The sequence below is a fragment of the Roseivirga sp. E12 genome (assembly GCF_017592825.1).
Taxonomy (GTDB): Bacteria; Bacteroidota; Bacteroidia; order Cytophagales; family Cyclobacteriaceae; genus Roseivirga.
This window is the reverse complement of the sequence record NZ_JAGFMD010000001.1, coordinates 1-20,088: the sequence shown is the minus strand read 5'-3', so window position 1 is coordinate 20,088 and position 20,088 is coordinate 1. Positions and strand designations below refer to the sequence as shown.

The following is a 20,088-nucleotide window of genomic DNA, read 5'->3' as shown; positions in this document are numbered from 1 at the left end:
AGTGACGAGTATATTTACTGATCAACTACCCTAATCGGTGGTTGACGATTTACTTTAAATTCAAATATATCAGGTCTATGATAGTGACCTATCGGATCAAAGTCCAGTTTACTTTGTATGATCTGGTCTAGGTCGATTTCAGCGGTAAGGATTCCTTCCTCACCCCAAAGCGGTCCGGCCAGCACATTACCCAGTGGATCGACAATAATAGATCCTCCATTGGCCATTACCTCTGGCTGATCTTCTAAGTCAGCAATCCCCGGCAGGTCATTAGGGTACATATCCTTGGTAACAAACTGATTGCTCCCCAAGACAAAGCATCTCCCCTCCAAGGCAATATGCCGCATGGTCTGTTGCCAGCCTTCTCGGTTATCAGCAGTTGGTGCCAAATAGAGTTGAACACCCTTTTGATACATGGCCATTCTAGCCAAGGGCATATAGTTTTCCCAACAAATGAGTCCACCAATCTTACCTAAACTTGTATCAAAAGTCGATAACGTACTACCGTCATCTTCGCCCCAGATCAGGCGTTCCTGAGCCGTGGGTTTAACCTTTCTATGCTTTCCAAGAAACGATCCATCCGGCCCGAAATAGAACATGCTACAATACAGCGTTCCCGAAACATTGTCCTTTTCATTGACTCCGATCACCAGAAAGCTCTCGGCCTCCTTGGCCATTTGTCCCAGTCGATGACAAGAGGTGTCACCTTCAGCTATCGAAGACTCCCAATACCTTTGCCATAGCAATCTACCCTCCTCTTTTCTGCTTCCTACTACCGTTCCAAAGCTTAGACCACGCGGATAGGCAGAGACAAAAGCTTCTGGAAAGAGAATAAGCTTAGCACCTTGTTTTTTAGCATCATTCACAAAGCTTTCCACCTTATTGAGCGTACCCTCCAAATCGAACAAAACAGGTGCCGCCTGCACCACCGATACCTTGTACTTTGACATAGTGGGAAGATAGGAATTAATAAGAAGCAGGAATGTTGATATTATACAAGCTGCCGCAAAAAATTATCAATTCGCAATACACTGAAAATCAGGACAGTTTGACAGAAGGAAAATAAATTTCAAATTTCTTGTCATATTTCTATCCACCCTGTCACTAAGATTAGTAGACAGTGAAAAACTCTGAAACAGAAAAATTGGCTAAACAGACTTTCGAGGAAATATTAGAAAACAATAAAGAGAAGGTTTATAGAATCTGTAAGGTCTATGCCGTCTCTCCTATCGAGCCTCAAGACCTTTTCCAAGAAGTGGTTTACCAGATATGGAAATCACTACCGAGTTTCAAGGGAAACTCGAATGTCGACACCTGGATCTATAGAATTGCCCTGAATGTAGGACAAAGGTCCAAGTTGAAACTAGAAAAGCAGAATGGTAAGACGGTTCGGTTGGAGTCAATTCTATTTACACCAATCGAGACTGACGATCGAAGTCAAGAGGAAAAGTACCAGGCATTGCGCGATTGTATTGACATTTTAAATGAAAGCGATCAGTCACTTATGGTGCTTTATCTGGAAGACCTGCCCTATAAAGAAATTGCAATTATCACTGGGCTGACAGAGAATCATGTAGCTGTTAAAATGAAGAGAATTAGAAAATTACTTTTTGAGTGTATCACCCCAAAATTATCATGACATGGTAGAGCAAGAGCTGAAAGACATATGGAGGAATTCCTCTCAAGTGGAAAAGATTAAGATTGATTTGTCAAACTTACTTACTGACCTTAACAAGAGGGCAAAGCGCCTTAATAATGTAATTAAGAACAGAGACAGAAGAGAGATAATTGCTTCCGCCCTCGGAGCCATACTGTTTATGTACTTTGCCTACGAGGTTCCCTTTATCATTGCTAGAATAGGTTGCCTCTTGACCATCACTTGGTTCGTCTACTTGGTGTACAAATTAAGGAACAATAGAAGCCTAAAGAGGCCTATTGATCTAACCCAGTCATTCAGGCAGCAATTAGAAAACCAACGTCAAAATATGGAACAGGAAGCGAAGCTGCTAAACAGTGTTCTGTACTGGTATGTCCTCCCTCCTTTCATTGCCAATGTTGTCTTCATTTTAGGCATCGGGGACCCATCCATCTCTAACTGGGAGTCAGGTCTATTAGAGTACCTTCCAGTTACCATGGAATCTAAGCTTCGAATGATTGGATTTATTGCCCTATTCAATGTCCTGATAGTATGGATCAACAAAAGAGCAGTTAAAAAGACATTAAAGCCGATTATTGATGACATAGATCGGCTACAAAAACAACTAGAAAACTAAGGTCATATTATCAATTAAAAACAAAACCCATGAGAACTATATTAATGTGCTTTGCACTTCTACTTGCAGCACACATCGCTTTAGCACAAAATGAATCGGATAAGCTGAAAAAAGTAGCCGACCTATTCAAAGAGAATTACAATGGCAATGCGTACGAGGCCATTTTCACCATGTTCAACCCCCAAATGAAGCAAGCCGTACCACAAGATGCTCTATCTAACTTCTTAACTGGATTGAACTCACAGGCGGGCAAAATGGAGCAGTTAGAATTCGTTAGATATTCGAATGGGACGGTAGCCTTGTACAAAACAACTTTTGAACGTGGGCTCTTTGGAATCAACCTCTCGATTGACAGTGAATCTCAAATCAATGGGTTACAAGTTGTTCCTTTCAATGATGAAGAATTTCCGATACTGGAGCGAAATACGACACCCTTAATCCTTCCATTCAAAGAGGAATGGAGTGTTTTCTGGGGTGGAGATACTGAGGCACAAAATTATCACGTAACAACTGAATCTCAGAAAGGAGCCTTTGATTTGGTAATCAGAGATGAAAATGGAAGGTCTTACAAAACCGATGGTAGAACTAACGAAGATTATTACGTATTCGGCAAGGACATCATTGCCCCTGCGGATGGAGAGGTAGTTTTGGTAGTTGATGGGGTCAAAGACAATGTACCAGGGCAAATGAATTCAATTTATGTTCCTGGTAACACAGTAATCATTAAAACTGCCAATGATGAATATCTATTTTTTGCACACTTCAAGCAACAGTCTATCGTGGTCAAGCAGGGGCAAAAAGTAAAACAAGGTGAGCTTCTTGGACTTTGTGGTAACTCAGGGAATTCTTCAGAGCCACATTTGCATTTCCATATCCAAAATGTCGAAAATATGGTCAATGCCACTGGAGCAAAAAGTTTCTTCGCAGAGATTATGGTCAATGGCGAATTGAAGAAAGACTATTCTCCAGTCCGAGGTGAAAAGATAAAGAACAAATAAGAATCCATAAGGAATAGGCTTTCCTAGTTAAGGTGGCCTATTTTCTACACACTTGGTAAACTTTCGATTCGCACATTGCACCACTACTCCTTCCGTTAATAACATCCATAAGTCGTAAACAGCAGTTTCTATCGCAAACTCCGAATTATTGTAGGACCCAATCATTACAATTGAGGAGATATTGAATTCGTAAGAGATACTGAATGCCGATCAGTATATCTACCGCATTTATATAAGGAAAGGCCTCCTTATGTCGTCTAGCTGATTTCAGCCAAAATCGTCCAAAACAGGGCAGCCAATCATTTTTGTATTTGATAAGTCCATATAAATCCATACATTTCCTTACACACAACTCTTGAACGATCAGGAGGATTTTAATAAACACGAATCAATACCAAAACCAAAAAATTATGGAAACCGCTTTATTATCAATGGCCCAACAGTTTTCAGGGCTGCCCATGGAGTCTCTTATCGGAGGTCCTTTAACTGCCGCTGCCAAGGCCAATGCAGCAATGGCTGTTACCCAAACCAAGTTTATGCTGGACACCTGTTTTACAGTTACTCCCGTAGGAGATACACCTGCCGTTGCTCCGGTAGCAGGAGATCCAACCGCCACACCACCTGTAGCAGAAGTGATTGGAACACCCGCTATACCAGCACATAACAACTATGCTCCTGTTATGATTGTCATGACACTAACCCGCGGGGTTATTACTCCAGGAACACCTGCATCTGCTGGAGACCCGACTGCGACTCCGCCAGTACCGCCTACTCCGGCAAGCGCAGCTATTATTCAAAACGTTAAAACGGAATTTAACCTTCCAATGCTGACAGTGGTGCCACTTAACTCATTAGCTGTGGAGACGGTCGACATTAATTTCGAAATGGAGGTAAAATCCAGTTTTGCGGAAGAGGCATCTCAAACCTCTGAAAAGCAGGTAAAAACTGAGGGTAGCTTCGAGGCCAAGGCCGGCTGGGGACCTTTCTCTGTAACTGTAAAAGGTAGTGCGAGTTATGATTCCAAGGATTCTTCCACGCATAGCACACATTATCAAAAAAGTAACTCGGCCAAGTACACGGTAAATGTCCATGCTGGTCAATTACCATTGCCTAAAGGAGTCAACACTATTATTGAAGCCTTTACGCAATCCATTCAGCCAATAACATTATCTGCTTAAAAGCAGACGACAATAGGTGAGTCGAAATAGGAAGTTGGTGGTGATCATCAGCTTTCTATTCGATTAAATCATTTAGCATATATATATGCCTGAATCTCAAAATCAGTCTTTCAAACCCAGCTTCGGCAAGGAGCTGAACATTGAATCCATCATTAGCGCTCCTCTTGTGGCAGCCTCCAAGGCCAACGTAATGATGGTCACTGGACAAACACGCTTTTTGTTGGAATACTGTTTTACCAAAGAAGACGGTAAGACTTATGAGCCAGTGATGATAGAAATGTCAATGGTTAGAGGTGTGATTGATGATTCAAAGAAGCCGACTGACCCAGGCTATATTCAAAAAGCGCAGTTGACCTTCAATATCCCTTTACTATGTCTAGTGCCGTTAAACTCCCTGGCCATTGACAAAGTAACCGTAGACTTTGATATGGAGATTACCTCGGTTACCTCAAAGGAGTCCACAAAAAAAGTTGGGGAAAACAATATAATGGATAAAAAGGCTCAGCTGAACGGTAAGATCAGTGGCGGCCCTAGCGGTGACAAAAACAACACCCAATCTACCAGTAAATTAAAGGTTGGAATCAATGCCGGACCTCTACCTCTACCTGTTGGAGTTTTGGCCATTCTAGACCTTTACACTAAAAATATTCAACCCTTACCTGAGGAAAAGAAACCCGAATCAATTGAAGAATAAAAGACAATAGCATGATTAATTTAGACCAAAGTATCCCTTGCCCTGTCTGCCAGACTAAGATACCTTTTGATACCAAACAGCTCTTGATGGGAGTTCAGTTTTCTTGCCCAAACTGTCAAGCCGCTATTGGACTATCTGACCAGAGCAAGCCTCTTGTTCAAGAAACGATGGAAAAGTTTGAGGAGTTAAAAAAGAATGTTGCCAAGTAGAACAAGCCAATGAACAAATTCAAATCTTTGTTCAAGTCTATTCGGGACAAGCTCCTGAAAAAAGGCATTAAAGCCGCTACTGAGTCCATTCAATCGAGCTCAGTCAAGTCTTCCTTTAACAAAAAAGGTACACTCCAGTCGAAGCCCAAAGTGGGTACAGCATTGTCTTCACTGGAATATATGCTCATGACCGAAGCACCCTTGATTAAGAACCAAATGAACACCGCGAAGATTCGTACAGGAGAATTGCAGCGTTCTACCGTCAAGCACCAGCCAAAATCCTTGAGTATTTCTCCGGGTATTGTCAAAATACTGGATGCCTATACTTCAATACCTCAAACGTCAGCCCAAAAAATATGATCAGTTTTAAATCATTCGTAAACGCCATACATGATGCCATCATCAATGCGAGTGACTCGTTGATGGATAAAAATGTAGGTCTACTGGACAAATACTTTGAAGAGAACACCAGAGAAATAAAAGATCCAGAAACTGACGAGGTAACAAAAAAGACAATACTAGACCCTAAAACCGTAATCCTTGAATACCCCAGTGTCGATTCGGCTGGCAATGAAATTACAAGTGAGGTACACGTACCCCTAATCACCTTGGTACCTCTTCAGATGTCTCAGGTCGAAAAAGCAGTTGTGACCGCTGACTTTGAGATGGAAATTGTTGATGGCGAAATTGAACTCAACTTTCCTAAGAAAAGTAGCGGTCTTAGCTTTCTAAAGAAGCCTAAGAAGAACAGTGCCAAGCTAGAAATTACCATCACTCCTCAGGAAACTTCTGAAGGCCTTAAGGTATTGGTAGAAGGTTACGAATCTATCCTAAAGAGGCAGATTAGCTAGTTGCTTTTGTACCTGGCAAACTTCCTACTCGACCAGTAAATGACAACGCCCCCTGTTAAGAACATTAACAAGCCGTAAACGGCTGGTGCTATCGCAAACTCTGAATTGTTAAGCAGTACGATGGCAATCGATATCGCCAAAGTGCCATTCTGAATACCTGACTCTATTGCAATGGAAACGGCAGATTTATCATTCAAACTGAAGAGTTTCGCTATGCGGTAACCCACAAACATGGTCACTACATTAAGCACAAGTGACACAAGTCCGGCTTCTTGCAGGTAAGGAATCATATTGTCCTTTTCCTTAACACACAATCCTACAATCACCAGCATAATCACCACACCAGAAGCAATTCGTACTGGTTTCTCCATTTTCATGGCAAAGGCAGTTTTGTACTTACGGATCATCATACCAATGACAATCGGGATAATGATGATGACCATTACCTGAAGGATTGTTTGAATAACATCGAGCTTGATGAATTCACTCTGCCCCATAAACTTTTCTAATGCAAAGTTGACGATAAAAGGAATGGTGAGAATAGTAATGAAGCTACTAAAAGCCGTTAACGTAACCGATAGGGCTGTATTTCCCTTCGCCATATGGGCAATTAGATTCGAAGTAGGCCCACCAGGACAGGCTGCAAGGATCATAATTCCCACTGCAATCTCTGGTCGAACATCGAAGAGGGACGCCACGCCATACCCAATAATCGGCAATAAGATTAACTGACTTACCAGGCCTACGATAACTGCCTTGGGGTAAACCAGCACTCGCTTAAAATCATCCGTCACAAGAGAAAGCCCCATGCCCAACATGATGATAAACAGAGAAGCACCGAGAATAATGGTTGATAGTTGATCCATGTCCTAGAAGTGTCTATAAGTATTGATTCAAAGTCTCAAGATATAAAACTTAGTCAATCTTCCGAAAGCTTCAAGCTATGAGCCTCAAGGTTATGAATCCATTCTCAAAAGGCAGGTTTACCAATACGGTAAAACCCAACCTTCACTATTATATTCCATAATCTCAGACTATCATTTACTCTACGTACATAGCAAATGTCTGTACAGCAATTTTTCCGTCCTTCACATATAATGTGTCCGTTCCCATTTTTACCTCTCCCGCGGATGTCGTGGCATGCCAAACGATGTAGGCTATATCTCCCGAAATCTCCACACGGTCCATGGTAAATTCATAGGTTCCAGGTTTGAAAATACTATCAAAAAACTCTGTGAAAGCTCCATGGATGATTTCTTTTCCAGTCAATGTTGCTTCTGGAATAATAAGTACAGATTCATCTGTAAAATCTTCCATTACCTTATCCGCACTCCCTTCAGAGAAGGCTTCAAGATGATGGTTCAATACTTCTTCGGTGGTCATTATTCTATATTGGTTGGTTCAATCTTCAAAGTATGTCTATTCTTTTGATAAACAATAGACTTCACTATAAGCGGTCAACATAGATTTCAGAGATAATCAATTAATTTTGACGCTACACTTTTGAAATGTCAGAAATCAAGTCCACCCGTATCAATAAATACCTTAGCGAAGTTGGTTATTGCTCTCGAAGAGCAGCAGACAAGCTAATAGAACAAGGTAAGGTCACCATCAATGGTAAGGTTCCTGAAATGGGGACGAAAATAATTGAGGGAGATGAAGTTCATGTTAATGGTGAATTGATCTCTGGGCCAAAGGCCAAGAAGAATGTTTACATTGCTTTCAATAAGCCTGTTGGCATTGTATGTACTACAGATGTGGGTGTTGAAAAAGATAATATCATTGATTTTATCAACTACCCTTCGCGCATCTTCCCTATTGGGCGACTAGACAAACCAAGTGAAGGGCTAATCTTCTTAACCGATGACGGTGACATTGTCAACAAGATTCTCCGTGCACGAAATCATCACGAGAAGGAATACATGGTAACGTTGAACAAGCGCATCCGTCCAGACTTTGCCAAAAAGATGAGCAATGGCATTCCTATCCTCGAAACTGTCACAAGAAAATGTGAAGTCGAAGTATTGAGTGACTTCAGATTCCGAATTGTATTAACACAAGGCCTTAACCGTCAAATCAGAAGAATGTGTGAGTACCTCGGCTATCGGGTAACCAAACTAAAGAGAACCCGCATTATGAATGTGGGCCTTGATGTGCCCGTAGGTAAATGGCGTGACCTCACTGAGAAAGAATTGAAAGAAATCAATCGACTGGTTTCTGACTCGGCTAAAACGCATGATTAAGATTAGGCTTTTGATTGTAATATGAAGCTATTATTAAGAAGCCCATTTTTAGGTATCTCAATTACTGTTGGGTTAACCATTTTTCCGGTCACTCAAATAATTCTATTATACCTAAATGGTGGATTATCATATTTGCTAGCCTTGCCGTTTGGCGCTAATACAAATTCTGAAGTTGTTGAAAATGCAGCGATCGTTTTGAATACCCTGCTAATTGTTATTGGGTGTTTAGCTTTTTATTTCTCACTCAAACCATGGAAGTTATATTTTTCGACATTTTTGATAATGTTCTCAGGGCAAGCTTTAATAGTTTTTGTTTCAGGTATACTTAATGGTGGAGACGATTATTTCTGGGGTTGGTTGGCCATGAGTGGAATTCCAGTCTTACTGATTATTATTCTTAGTATGAATAAAAGCAATTTTATTAGCCTTGAAACTAAGGATGATAAATTATAACCCTGCCATTGTTGGTCTTATCACCAACAATAAACACCCACGAAAAAACCTACTCAGAGTCTCCTAAAGAAGACTCTGATGGTGAGATGGTAGTAAATCCCTAAACACCATTTCCCTAATTACCCAACTTCCCAATTACCTATTCCAAACATAATTCACATCAAGCTTCATTTTGATTGTAATTAAGTAAGCGATCGCTTACATTTATATACGTATGGGGCGATCAAAAAAATACAAGCGTCAAGAAGTGTTAGAAAAAGCCATGAAGGCTTTCTGGGATAATGGGTTTATAAACACCTCAGCCAGAATGCTGGAAGACAAAATGGGGATCAACCAGAGAACCTTGTATGCCGAATTTAAAAGCAAGGACCAATTATTCATCGAATCCTTACAGCAATACGAGCAACTGAACAAAGAGGTAATTCTAAAACCCTTACTCGCCTCAGATGGAGATTTGGAAGACATCAGAACCTTCTTCACAGATTTCATTGTCGCTGTCAAATCAAAACAATCTCCAAATGGCTGCCTGTTTGCAAACACTGCGATGGAATTTGGCACAACCAGTCCAGAGGTTAAGGAGAGGCTCGATAGCTATTTTGACTTGATTTATATGGCCTTTTTCGACTTGCTTACTAAAGCCAAATCCAAAGGTAAACTAGCCAAAAATACAGATCTCGTCAAGCTATCTAATTATCTGATAGGCTGCACCGAAGGACTTACAGTTACTGTTAAAGTTCGAGATGAAAAAGCACTGCTCGACTTTGTAGACTTTACCATGAACTCTATCAAATAATTTTTTTACTCAATAAGTAAGCGATTGCTTACTTATATAAACAAACTTTTAATACTCATTTAAACCAAATCATCATGAAAAAAACAATGATTCCCTCCTACGCCCTAAAAGGTTACGGTGCGAAAAAAGTAATTATTACTAATGACTGGATGGGTGATATTGAGGGGAACTGGGCCCTTGCTGTCAACTATCTCAACACATCAGAATTTACATACGCCTTTGTAGATGTTAGAGGTTATGGCCATTCGAAAGACATCAATGGCGATTTTACGATTGATGAAATCGCTTCCGACATCTTCAAAGTCGCGGATGCGTTGGACTGGCACGAATTCTATTTAGTAGGGCATTCTATGACAGGCATGGCCGCTCAGAAAGCCATCCTCCAAGACAAGACAAACCGTATAAAAGCGATGGTTGGTATTACTCCGGTATCTTCTGCTGGTTTTAAGGTTGATGACGACACAAAAGCCTTTTTCAGTCAAATTATCACGAATCCCGATGTAGCTGCCACAGGTTATGGCATGCTTGTCTCAGATAAACTGCCTAAAATATGGAACCTTAAAAGGGCGGAAAGATTACATGCACAAACAAATCAGGCTGCGATGAAAAGCTACATGGACGAATGGTTGACTAAAGACTTCTCTGAGGAAATGAAAGGAACAACTAAACCAATATTGATCATCTATGGCGAAGATGATTTAGAACAATGGCGAGAAAAGGGACAACGAGAAGCTTTCCAACAATTTGAAAACGTGAGTTTTAGCGGTGTCTCAAATGCTGGCCACTATCCCATGCAGCAAGTTCCGATTTACACAGTTCAACTCATGGAAGCTCACCTATTAGCCCATTAATATTGGATAAATCTGTCAAACGGCTTGCGATCTCTGAAGTGAGTCGTTTGACAATTCCAGCCATTACTGATGTAACCACCAACAATAAATATTCACGAAAAACCCTACTCAGAATCTCCTAAGGAAGACTATACCTCATGCATCAGAGTCGCCTGCGGAAGACTCTGATGGTGAGAAACACCACTTTCCCCCTTGTCTTCCGGAGGTTTACCTTAGGGAGAAATAAATATCAAGCAAGAAACTTGCTGAAATCGATCAAAACTATTGAACTTCCAACATGAAAACCTGGATCGCATTACTTAGAGGAATAAACGTTGGAGGCAATAACATCGTCCCGATGAAAGAGCTTGTTGCTCTTATGGAAGTCAATGGCTTTTCGGATGTTAAGACATATATCCAAAGCGGGAATGTGGTTTTTAAAAACGAGACTAGAGCTGGAGATCAAATTGCAGACTTAATTGATGGCAAGTTTGGCTTTAAGCCTTCAGTATTTGTGCTAAGCGAGGATGAATTAAAGGCTGCAGCTGCAAACTCCCCTTTCCAAACTGAAGTTGGCAAGGCACTCCATTTCTTCTTTTGCGATCAAATACCCCAATCTGTCGATTATGAGTTCTTAGATGGACTGAAGGCTCCTTCGGAGGAATATCAACTTATTGACAAAGTATTTTACCTATATGCGCCTGATGGTATTGGAAGGTCTAAGCTTGCGGAAAAAATGGGGCGGACCTTCAAGGATGTAACCATAACTGCTAGAAACCTCAACACCATCAACAAACTGATTGGGATGATAGGATAAGCTATCCAAAGGCGTTCATCAGGGTAGCCTGCGGAAGACTCTGATAGTGGGAAATGGTGGAAGAGTATTTCATCAGAGTCGCCTGTGGAAGACTCTGATGGCTTGTGACCGATTGAGATGGTCTCCTAAGCTCCTCGAATTACACAAGTGGCTCTACAACTTGGTAAGCAAGCCACCCCATGACCACCAGCATCATGATTTTAAAATTGCAGCCCGTTCCCTTGGCCAGGCTTTTCTTGAACTTATTATAGAAATTGATCATATCATTTACTCCTTTTACTTGATTGAAGTTATTCATTACCTGCCCTAAAAAGGACTAAAAGGCATTAATAATAATTAAGCCTAAACAACCTTTTCATCAGAGTCTCCTTCCGAAGATTATTCATCAGAGTATGCTGTGGAAGATTATTCATCAGAGTCTCCTACGGAAGACTCTGATGGTGAAAATGGTGAAAGGCTCGCGACCGGAAGACTCTGATAGTGAAAAGACGCTGATGGAGAAAGGCTGACGATCGGAAGACTCTGATGGTAAGTACGCTCTACTCACTACTTACTACGCAATACTCACTAACCAATACCCAACACGCCTCTCATCCCAAAGCCCTTTGGCTTCTAGTTTGAATACAATTACATTGGAGAGACTTTTTTTAACCAACCAATCAACAATGAAAAAGCTATTCATGGCCCTACTGGCCTTGACCTTCACTTTTACCGCAGTAGCACAAGATGCCCCTGCCAAGAAAGACACCACCAAATCAGAAAAGAAGAAGAATAAAGGCCTGCCTCTAGAAGTTGGAAGAACCTTTGAGTTCGACCTGACTGAAGGCTCGTGGATTGCACTGGATGTTAGTCCTGATGGACAGTCTATCGTCTTCGACTTTCTGGGCGACCTCTACACAATGCCTATTTCTGGTGGCACCGCCACTCAGTTGACTGAGGGCATGCAATTTGATTCACAGCCCCGCTTTAGTCCTGATGGCACTAAAGTCATCTACATTTCTGACGAATCAGGGGGAGAAAACGTATGGACTGTTGAAGTTGATTCCAAAGAGAAAAAACAGATTACCAAAGGAAACACCAATGCTTACCAAGGCCCTGAGTGGTCTCCTGATGGCAAATACATGATAGCTTCTAAGCAAGCAAGGAGCTCTCATAAAATATGGCTCTACCATGTCGATGGAGGTTCTGGTACGGCACTTGTCAAAGAACCGAACCAGTTAAGAATGCTCGAAGGAGCATTTGGCGATAACGATCGATATGTCTGGTATTCACGCAGAAATGGCTCTTGGACTTATAATGCGCCAATGCCTCAGTATCAAATATCACGTTACGACCGTGTTACTGGTGAGCAAATCACACAAACTTCACGTTATGGTTCCGCCTTTCGTCCAACACCAAGCAGCGATGGCAAATGGTTGGCTTACGCTACACGACATGATGCCGAAACAGGATTAATTCTCAGGGATTTGACCACTGGAGATGAGAGTTGGTTGGCCTACCCTATCCAACATGATGATCAGGAATCGAGAGCTTCAAGAGATGTACTCCCTGGTTTTTCATGGACCCCTGACAATCAGCACATCGTTATTTCTTACGGAGGAAAGATTCATAAGATCAATGTGAGTAACAAGACAGCGGTTGAAATTCCCTTTCGAGTAAATAGCAAAATTGAACTGGGTCCTGAATTAGACTTTGACTATCCAATCTCTGACGACCTGCAATTCACAGTCACTCAAATCAGAGACATTGCACCATCTCCTGATGGTAAGCAGATGGCCTTCACGGCCCTGAACGAGGTATACCTAATGGACCTGCCTGACGGAACGCCAAAGAAATTGATAGACTTAGACGAAACGCAAGCCGAACCCGCGTGGTCACCCGATGGAGAATGGCTAGCCTTTGTAACATGGCAGCCCGAAGGAGGAAAAATCTATAAGGTGAGACCCAATGGAAGAAACCTTATACAACTGAATCAGGAAGATGGAGTATTTCAAAGCCCAGTCTGGAACAACGATGGCAGTAGAATTGTAGCCATCAAAGGTAATACCAAGGACTTTCGTGAAGCCCTACAAAGAACAGCATTTAGAGGCACCAGCGATCTAATTTGGATTTCGGCTGACGGCTCAAAGAATAACTTCATAAGCTATACGAATGGGCGCAGCAACCCTCACTTCGTCAAAAGTTCTGACCGCATCTACCTATCAAGCTTCAGAGGCTTGACATCTATCCGATGGGATGGTACAGATGAAAAAGCGCATGTTCAAGTGAGAGGAAAAGCAGCGGCTGGATCTTCCAATGCACCAAGAGCTTCATGGATTCAAATGGCCCGTGAAGGAGATCAGGCCCTGGCCGCGGTTGGGACCAACTTATATGTGGTAACGGTGCCTCAAGTAAGTGCTGAAGCTCCTACTATTTCTGTGGCTAATGCCAAAAATGCAGCCTTCCCTTCAAGAGAGTTAACAGATATTGGTGGTCAATTCCCTGCATGGAGTTGGGATAACAATACTGTTCACTGGGCAGTCGGCAATGCACATGTTATGTACAGCCTGACAGATGCTAAGGCATTTGATGAGCAAAAAGCAGCTGATGATAAGGCAAAGAAAGATGCTCCAAAAGACAAGAAGGATGACGATAAGGGAGAAGAGAAGAAAGAAGATAAGCCAAAAAATTATGAGCCAACGGAGCGCAGAATTGAAGTAAAGGCTGATCGTGATATTCCGAAAGGAACTATCCTTTTGAAAAATGCACGTCTACTGACAATGAAAAATAATGAAGTGCTCGAGGATACTGACATTCTAATTGAAAACAACCGTATTAAGCAAATCGGGAAGAATATCCAAGCTGGCAGAAGAGTGAAAGTAATGGATATGACGGGCAAAACCATTGTACCGGGTTTTGTAGACACTCACTCCCACTTCCGTCATCCTGTAAACCTGCATCGTGGACAGTTCTGGCCATATCTGACCAATCTGGCATTTGGAGTTACTTCAACACGAGATCCTCAGACTGCAACTACTGACGTGCTTACGTACGGAGACCTTGTAGATGCTGGTAAATTGATTGGCCCTCGTATTTACTCCACTGGCCCTGGTATTTTCAGTAGTGAAAATGTCAGTAGCCTGGAACATGCGCGCAAAGTAATGAAGCGATATAGTGCTTATTACAATACCAAAACCATTAAGATGTATGGTGCAGGAAACAGACAGCAACGTCAATGGATCATTCAGGCTGCTCACGAGCAGAACATTATGCCAACTACTGAGGGTGGACTTGACTTCAAAAACAACCTCACTCAAGTCATTGATGGATATCCGGGACATGAACACTCTTTCCCTATTTTCCCACTATACAAAGACGTGATCGATCTAGTGGCATTTTCTAGAACGGTATATACACCCACACTTTTGGTGGCCTATGGAGGTCCTTGGACAGAGAACTATTTCTATGCTACTGAGAATCCTCATGGCGATGCAAAACTGACTCACTTTATGCCACACTCTAACCTTGATTCTCGCACGAGAAGAAGAAATGCTGGTTGGTTTATGGAAGAGGAATATGTGCATGTGGAGCAGTCTGGCTTTGCTAAAGATCTAGTAGAGGCTGGTGGTCGTGCAGGTGTTGGTAGTCATGGACAATTGCAAGGCTTAGGTTATCACTGGGAACTATGGGCTGTGCAGTCTGGTGGCATGAAGGAATATGATGCGTTAAGAGTAGCGACAATCATCGGAGCTGAAGCGATCGGCCTAGACCAAGATCTTGGTACTCTGGAAGTTGGTAAACTCGCTGATCTAGTGATTCTCAATAGTAATCCTTTAGACAACATCAAGAACTCTAAGGACATCAGTCATGTAATGTTCAATGGCAGACTATATGAAGGAAATACGCTAGACGAAGTTCATCCAGCACAAAAGAAGATGCCAAAGCTATGGTGGCAAGAGTATGCACCAAAGGGCGTACCAGGCATTAAGAAGTAGTCATAGAAAATCATTCCATTAATTGGCCATTGGATCAAATGATCTGATGGCCATTTTTAGTTGTTTATCTGTTAGAATCTCAATTTGCAGCATGGTTGGCTTGGATGAGTCAAAGTCAGGAATAGCCGCAGCATTAGTTTCCATCCATTGAACCAACTCTTCAAAAACTCTTTGATTAGCATCCCCATGAGAAGTACCGTTACCCATACTTGAATTCAGTATGGAAGCTAAAAAGAGCAGAGGCTTCTCCGAAAAGTACACCTCCGAAAGCTTTGCGGTAAACTCCAGGTTCGTTGACCCCGAAACCAGTCCATACTTCATGTCTATTGAATGGCGACCTTCATGGGCGTAAATTTTCGAATCTTGACCAATCCGTTCCATATGGGTGATAAACGAATATCTTAATGCATCTCCCTTCAAGCCCGCATGTTCTAATGAATCGACTATGTTTTGGCATTCCCTAAGCAATATTCGGAGTCGGAGTCCTGGCAAATATCTCACCGGCTGAGTTCTCAACATACTCTCTTCATTCTGGGACAGTCTCTCCATTCGATCTTCCATCTTCCGTTTTTCAGAAGGGTCATTTAATATCGACCATACACCTGTAATCTCCCGATTTAAGTCCGAACGGACCTGAACAAAGTAGCCTTGCGTTGTAGCCCAGCCTCCGACAGAATTCTCTCCATCAGCAAACCAGGTGGTATACCCATTCGACAGCATGTGATCTAACAAAATATATCTGAATTCGGCAGACTGATCATATTGGTTGATTGTTCTCCTATCATCCAATATAATTTGTCCAACATGGAGCCCATAAAAGCCACTGACGGTATTGAATAGAATTCTCCCTTTGAACCGCTCAGCTACAGTTTTAATAAATTGAGATTGAGAATAACTGGGTTTACCAGTCGGCCAAGTCAATTGATCCCACAGCCAACGACTATCTCTATTGAACTCATCGCGTAAGTCTTGAGGCTTGCTATTCCCATCAACCGTACTTCTGTAGAAGGTGGTTAGCGTTTTTTCAAGTCGTCTTAAATACTCATAATATTTGCCGATCTCCTTAACCTCTTCATCCTGAAGAAGACCTTTATTTGATTGCAGATTTGACAACACCCAGGCATACTCTACAAAGCCGGATTCTGCCAAGGACTTGATGATTGTCTTATCAGTTTTGATCGAGGAATTTAATTCCCTCTCAAAGGCTTCGTAATCTTTTAAAAGGGTCTTGTGAATTTCATCTCCTTCCTTTAGGCGAAAGAATAACCTCCAGGCCCTCAACGCTTCGGCTCCATTGTCTAGTAATATGGAATGCCCTAAGTAAAGCCTTGCTAAATCACTGTTATCCTTTCTTCCCTCAAGCCACCCACCCAGCTTTTGATGAGAAATGGCTAAAGTAGCCATGACTTTATCCGAAACCCTTCCTATTGTAAAAACATCTTCTCTGGCCTGCATGAGCACGTTATGACCATAGACGAATGCTGCTTTTATATGCTGTATTTCAGAATTACTGGCCTCAACTGCTCTCTCCGCCCATTCGACAGCTGTCTCATATTCTCCTTGTTCTGATAGTACTCTTGCCTTTAGGGTATAAGCTAAGCCGACTTCCTGTTCTTCTGCGATCAAATCATCAAGGATTTCAATTGCCTTCTCAGGTTCGTCAAACTGCCTGAAATTCAATTTGGCCAAATGTCTACCTGCTTCCAGTCTGTCAACCTGAGGAGCAGATTCACTTTGCCACAATGCATTGAAAAGCCGATAGGCTTTGTCGGCATCCGTCTGATTGTATGCCTTCTTGGCTGCTACAATATCTCCATTAGCCGCTACCTGTGACTCCTGGCTCATGCTTAAGCAGCCGGTATTGAGAATAATAAATAGAAGTAATCCTTTTGATAACCGCATATAGAGATATTTGACTTTTATGACCTTTTTGTTCAGCCAAAGAAGTAATATCTGCCCTAAATCGAGCATTAAAAATGTGAGGTTTTTATGAAGAATTCGGGAATTGAGTGACTTGAGTGATCAGGGGGCCTCTTTTAATAATTAGGCCTCACCTAGGAAAAATAAACCAGGCCAGATGGATAAGGAGTAAAATGAAAGAGCCGCAGATGCAATATCCGCGACTTCCTTCTTCAACTAAATTAAGGAGACTAACCCTTAATGAGTTTATAAAGCTCCACTTGACTGTTTTGCTCTGTACCGAAGTTTTCAGAGTTGAGTCTCCACTGAGTAGCTATTTTATAACCCCCACTTTGGTAGCCGTCATAGGCATTTTGAGCAGTTTGATAACCCGCCCAATAAGTAGGATCTCCATTTGTACCCTGCCCATTGTTTTCAAACTTGGCACCGTATGCGAGTAATGATTGTTCAATATTATACGGAGCGCTGGTATAGTCACTCGGGAAAGTAAAACCAGAGTATAGCTGTAGGTTTAAGAAGTCAATGTGTTTATTCACCGCATCACCATCGAGCGTACCAGGAGAGGCTGGAGAAACTGTAAACAGATAATTATCTCCTGAAGCATTCATGGCTGCTCTTATCTCTGAGATCAATAGTCCTACTCGATCAGTTGTCAACTCGCTATCTACCGGAGATTCCCAGTCGAGATCAAGGCCATCGAGATTATTTGCTTTCAAATACTCCACTACCCCAACTGCAAAAGCACTAGCGCAGTCAGTATCTGTGATATTAGAGCCAGGATTATTAGGGTTAGGCTTTCCGGAGTTCTGAAATATTCTGGAATAAGTACCTCCATTGTATCCCATAGTAACACAGACCTTAATGTCAGGGTTATTTGCTCTCGAGTCAGCATTAATCATTGCCATATAATCGGCATTGGTCTTATTATCTGGGTGACTGCCCTGACCGATTTCAATAGTCGCGTATTGGCTACCCTCAGGTATTACTGTCGTCAGGAAACAGAGAAACAAAACATCAACAGATTGATATACATTATTGCTGATTAAAGTCTGAAAGCAACTAAGAGGGTTGCTATAAGCCACTGGTTTACCATTTACTTTTGGCTCATCTTCATTCAGAAAAAGCCATGCGTTTACCATTTTATCATTTGCCATTTTTAATCTTGTTAAGGTTTAAAATTTAAAAGCCGCTATCGTTAACATAGCGGCTTTATTACTGATTGTTAGGCTTATGCCAACAAGGTTCCCTTGAAACCAATTGGGCCTTCACCTGCATAGGTCATAGTCCCTTGAAGGCTCTTACCTCCATCTTTGGAAGAAAGGTTTAAAGCTACAGTCGCCTGACCATTGCGGGCACCAACTACAAAATCACCAGCAGGATGCTTCTGTCCAGTTCCACCCCAAGTGTTTTGCACATCATAGGTGTTCCAGCAACCAGTTCGCTGACCAATGAATCCAATTGGGCCTTCACCCTCATAATTCATTGTACCATCAAATGATTTACCACCGTCACCAGAATTGATGTCATAGCCGTTAGGGTTTTGACCGCCTCTTCTACCTAAAACCATCACACCACCTGGGTGCCAAGGTGCGCTATCGCCCCCCCATTGGTTTTCCGTAGTGTAAGCACTACCTTCTACTAATTCAGCTTTGAAACCGATTGGTCCCTCACCTGCATAAGTCATGGTACCTTCGAAGGTTTTGCCTCCATCAGCAGACTTAACATCCAATGCAACAACGAATTGACCGTCTCTGCAGCCAACTAGCCATGCACCTCCATCATGCCAAGGAGCACTATTACCTCCCCACTGGTTTTCGGCAGCATAGCTGTTACCAACATTTCTTGCTGCCTTTAGGCCAATTGGGCCTTCACCTGCATAGGTCATAGTACCTGTAAGGTTATCTCCATTGTCTGAAGATTTAGCCTCAACAGCTACTACATTTTGATTGTCTCGACATCCCATAACCCAGATGCCACCATCGTTCCAAGGAGCAGAGTTTCCACCCCATTGGTTTTGAACTTTGTAAATTGCCATAATTGTGTGTGTTTATTGTTAATTACCAAGGCAATTTCAGCACTACAAAGTACAAGTCTATCAATGAATACAACCATATTGGAAAGTATATACTATTGACTACTAGCCCATATCCCCAAAACGCCCCTATTATGATATCTCGACAGTGGAAATGCATACTTAAAGAAGAAGCGCACGATCAGTACATTGCTTTTCTGAATGGTGTAGTTTTTAAAAGTGCAGGCAAACTACCAGGCTTTGTCCATGCTGATATTTTGAAAAGAAAGACTTCGAAGGGCCTTGAGTTTTTAGTGATCACTTTGTGGGAAGATCTCGATGCCATTAAAGCATTTGCAGGAGAGGATATCGAAAAGGCCATGGTGCCTGAAGAAGCTCAGCTAATGATGGTCTCCTTTGATAAAACTGTTCAGCATTATGAGGTGATTCTTTAAATGACTGAATGCTTTTAGCCATTCAAACTAACCGAAATCCGATGGGTCTAATTTATTGTCTGCATTCCCTATCTTACGTATGACAGTAGACATCAAACAAATAGAACATGGGATTATTCTGGGACCTTATCCAACAAAGTCAAATTGAAGAACAAAAGGACAGAGCAAGTACGCTTGAGGAAAGAGTTGCTCATTTGGAAAATGAACTGCACGATACACAGGTATTACTCATCAAGACTTTGAAGGCCTTGGAAAAGCACCTGGGTCAAGACATTGACGGTGATGGTGTGGCTGGGTGATTAGGTGATTAGGTGATTAGGTGATTAGGTGATTAGGTGATTAGGTGATTAGGTGATTAGGTGATTAGGTGATTAGGTGATTAGGTGATT

The 20,088-nt window shown here is 42.0% G+C and carries 22 protein-coding genes; 16 read left to right on the top strand and 6 right to left on the bottom strand.

Features of this window, described 5'->3' with window-relative positions; translation table 11 throughout:
* Positions 1-14 precede the first annotated feature (14 nt).
* Positions 15-950: a carbon-nitrogen hydrolase family protein gene (locus J4E76_RS00110; RefSeq protein WP_208500355.1), complete on the bottom strand. Its 936-nt coding sequence runs from the start codon at positions 948-950 to the stop codon at positions 15-17.
* Positions 951-1,120: 170 nt separating this feature from the next.
* Here J4E76_RS00110 and J4E76_RS00105 point away from each other — a divergent pair, with 170 nt between their 5' ends.
* From J4E76_RS00105 to J4E76_RS00070, 8 genes are all read left to right on the top strand, one after another.
* Positions 1,121-1,639 (top strand): RNA polymerase sigma factor, encoded by a 519-nt coding sequence (locus J4E76_RS00105; RefSeq protein ID WP_370592778.1) that lies wholly within the window; start codon positions 1,121-1,123, stop codon positions 1,637-1,639.
* A gap of 1 nt (position 1,640) precedes the next feature.
* Positions 1,641-2,273 carry a hypothetical protein gene (locus tag J4E76_RS00100; RefSeq protein WP_208500353.1) on the top strand — a complete coding sequence of 211 codons (633 nt, stop codon included), beginning with the start codon at positions 1,641-1,643 and terminating at the stop codon, positions 2,271-2,273.
* A gap of 29 nt (positions 2,274-2,302) precedes the next feature.
* Positions 2,303-3,271, top strand: a complete 969-nt coding sequence (locus tag J4E76_RS00095) for a M23 family metallopeptidase (RefSeq protein ID WP_208500351.1) — start codon at positions 2,303-2,305, stop codon at positions 3,269-3,271.
* Between the two features lie 410 nt (positions 3,272-3,681).
* Positions 3,682-4,449: a DUF2589 domain-containing protein gene (locus tag J4E76_RS00090; RefSeq protein WP_208500349.1), complete on the top strand. Its 768-nt coding sequence runs from the start codon at positions 3,682-3,684 to the stop codon at positions 4,447-4,449.
* 85 nt (positions 4,450-4,534) lie between these two features.
* Positions 4,535-5,143: a DUF2589 domain-containing protein gene (locus J4E76_RS00085; protein ID WP_208500347.1), complete on the top strand. Its 609-nt coding sequence runs from the start codon at positions 4,535-4,537 to the stop codon at positions 5,141-5,143.
* A gap of 11 nt (positions 5,144-5,154) precedes the next feature.
* A complete protein-coding gene (locus tag J4E76_RS00080; protein WP_208500345.1) occupies positions 5,155-5,352 on the top strand; it encodes a hypothetical protein in 198 nt (65 codons plus the stop codon).
* 9 nt (positions 5,353-5,361) lie between these two features.
* Positions 5,362-5,712, top strand: coding sequence for a hypothetical protein (locus J4E76_RS00075; RefSeq protein WP_208500343.1), 351 nt, complete (start codon positions 5,362-5,364; stop codon positions 5,710-5,712).
* The gene (locus tag J4E76_RS00070) at positions 5,709-6,203 is read left to right on the top strand and encodes a DUF2589 domain-containing protein (RefSeq protein ID WP_208500341.1); all 495 of its coding nucleotides are present in this window, start codon (positions 5,709-5,711) and stop codon (positions 6,201-6,203) included. Before J4E76_RS00075 ends, J4E76_RS00070 begins: the two co-directional genes overlap by 4 nt.
* Here the strand turns inward: J4E76_RS00070 and J4E76_RS00065 are convergent.
* Together J4E76_RS00065 and J4E76_RS00060 are read right to left on the bottom strand one after the other, a co-directional pair.
* On the bottom strand, positions 6,200-7,069 hold the full coding sequence (locus J4E76_RS00065; protein WP_208500339.1) for a bile acid:sodium symporter family protein: 870 nt from the start codon (positions 7,067-7,069) through the stop codon (positions 6,200-6,202). The genes J4E76_RS00070 and J4E76_RS00065 overlap by 4 nt on opposite strands.
* 175 nt (positions 7,070-7,244) lie before the next feature.
* Entirely contained in the window at positions 7,245-7,586 is a 342-nt protein-coding gene (locus J4E76_RS00060) for a nuclear transport factor 2 family protein (protein WP_208500336.1), read from the bottom strand.
* Between the two features lie 125 nt (positions 7,587-7,711).
* Between J4E76_RS00060 and rluF the strand changes: the two genes are divergently transcribed.
* The 6 genes from rluF to J4E76_RS00030 all read left to right on the top strand — a co-directional run bounded on the left by rluF (position 7,712) and on the right by J4E76_RS00030 (position 15,313).
* Positions 7,712-8,446: a 23S rRNA pseudouridine(2604) synthase RluF gene (gene rluF, locus J4E76_RS00055; protein WP_208500335.1), complete on the top strand. Its 735-nt coding sequence runs from the start codon at positions 7,712-7,714 to the stop codon at positions 8,444-8,446.
* Between the two features lie 21 nt (positions 8,447-8,467).
* Complete coding sequence (locus J4E76_RS00050) at positions 8,468-8,899, top strand: hypothetical protein (RefSeq protein ID WP_208500334.1); 432 nt, start codon at positions 8,468-8,470, stop codon at positions 8,897-8,899.
* 214 nt (positions 8,900-9,113) lie between these two features.
* Entirely contained in the window at positions 9,114-9,692 is a 579-nt protein-coding gene (locus J4E76_RS00045) for a TetR/AcrR family transcriptional regulator (protein WP_208500333.1), read from the top strand.
* Between the two features lie 74 nt (positions 9,693-9,766).
* On the top strand, positions 9,767-10,543 hold the full coding sequence (locus J4E76_RS00040; protein ID WP_208500332.1) for an alpha/beta fold hydrolase: 777 nt from the start codon (positions 9,767-9,769) through the stop codon (positions 10,541-10,543).
* Between the two features lie 277 nt (positions 10,544-10,820).
* The gene (locus J4E76_RS00035) at positions 10,821-11,339 is read left to right on the top strand and encodes a DUF1697 domain-containing protein (protein ID WP_208500331.1); all 519 of its coding nucleotides are present in this window, start codon (positions 10,821-10,823) and stop codon (positions 11,337-11,339) included.
* A 665-nt stretch (positions 11,340-12,004) separates the two neighbouring features.
* Positions 12,005-15,313, top strand: coding sequence for an amidohydrolase family protein (locus J4E76_RS00030; protein ID WP_208500330.1), 3,309 nt, complete (start codon positions 12,005-12,007; stop codon positions 15,311-15,313).
* An 18-nt stretch (positions 15,314-15,331) separates the two neighbouring features.
* Here J4E76_RS00030 and J4E76_RS00025 read toward each other — a convergent pair whose 3' ends face one another.
* The 3 genes from J4E76_RS00025 to J4E76_RS00015 form a co-directional block, all read right to left on the bottom strand.
* On the bottom strand, positions 15,332-17,215 hold the full coding sequence (locus tag J4E76_RS00025; RefSeq protein ID WP_208500328.1) for a lipopolysaccharide assembly protein LapB: 1,884 nt from the start codon (positions 17,213-17,215) through the stop codon (positions 15,332-15,334).
* A gap of 248 nt (positions 17,216-17,463) precedes the next feature.
* On the bottom strand, positions 17,464-18,387 hold the full coding sequence (locus J4E76_RS00020) for a glycoside hydrolase family 18 protein (protein WP_208500327.1): 924 nt from the start codon (positions 18,385-18,387) through the stop codon (positions 17,464-17,466).
* 74 nt (positions 18,388-18,461) lie between these two features.
* Positions 18,462-19,268: a hypothetical protein gene (locus tag J4E76_RS00015; RefSeq protein WP_208500325.1), complete on the bottom strand. Its 807-nt coding sequence runs from the start codon at positions 19,266-19,268 to the stop codon at positions 18,462-18,464.
* Between the two features lie 131 nt (positions 19,269-19,399).
* On the opposite strand from J4E76_RS00015, the gene J4E76_RS00010 reads away from it, so the two are divergent.
* Complete coding sequence (locus J4E76_RS00010) at positions 19,400-19,699, top strand: antibiotic biosynthesis monooxygenase (protein ID WP_208500323.1); 300 nt, start codon at positions 19,400-19,402, stop codon at positions 19,697-19,699.
* Positions 19,700-19,806: 107 nt separating this feature from the next.
* Positions 19,807-19,998 carry a hypothetical protein gene (locus tag J4E76_RS00005; protein ID WP_208500322.1) on the top strand — a complete coding sequence of 64 codons (192 nt, stop codon included), beginning with the start codon at positions 19,807-19,809 and terminating at the stop codon, positions 19,996-19,998.
* Positions 19,999-20,088 lie beyond the last annotated feature (90 nt).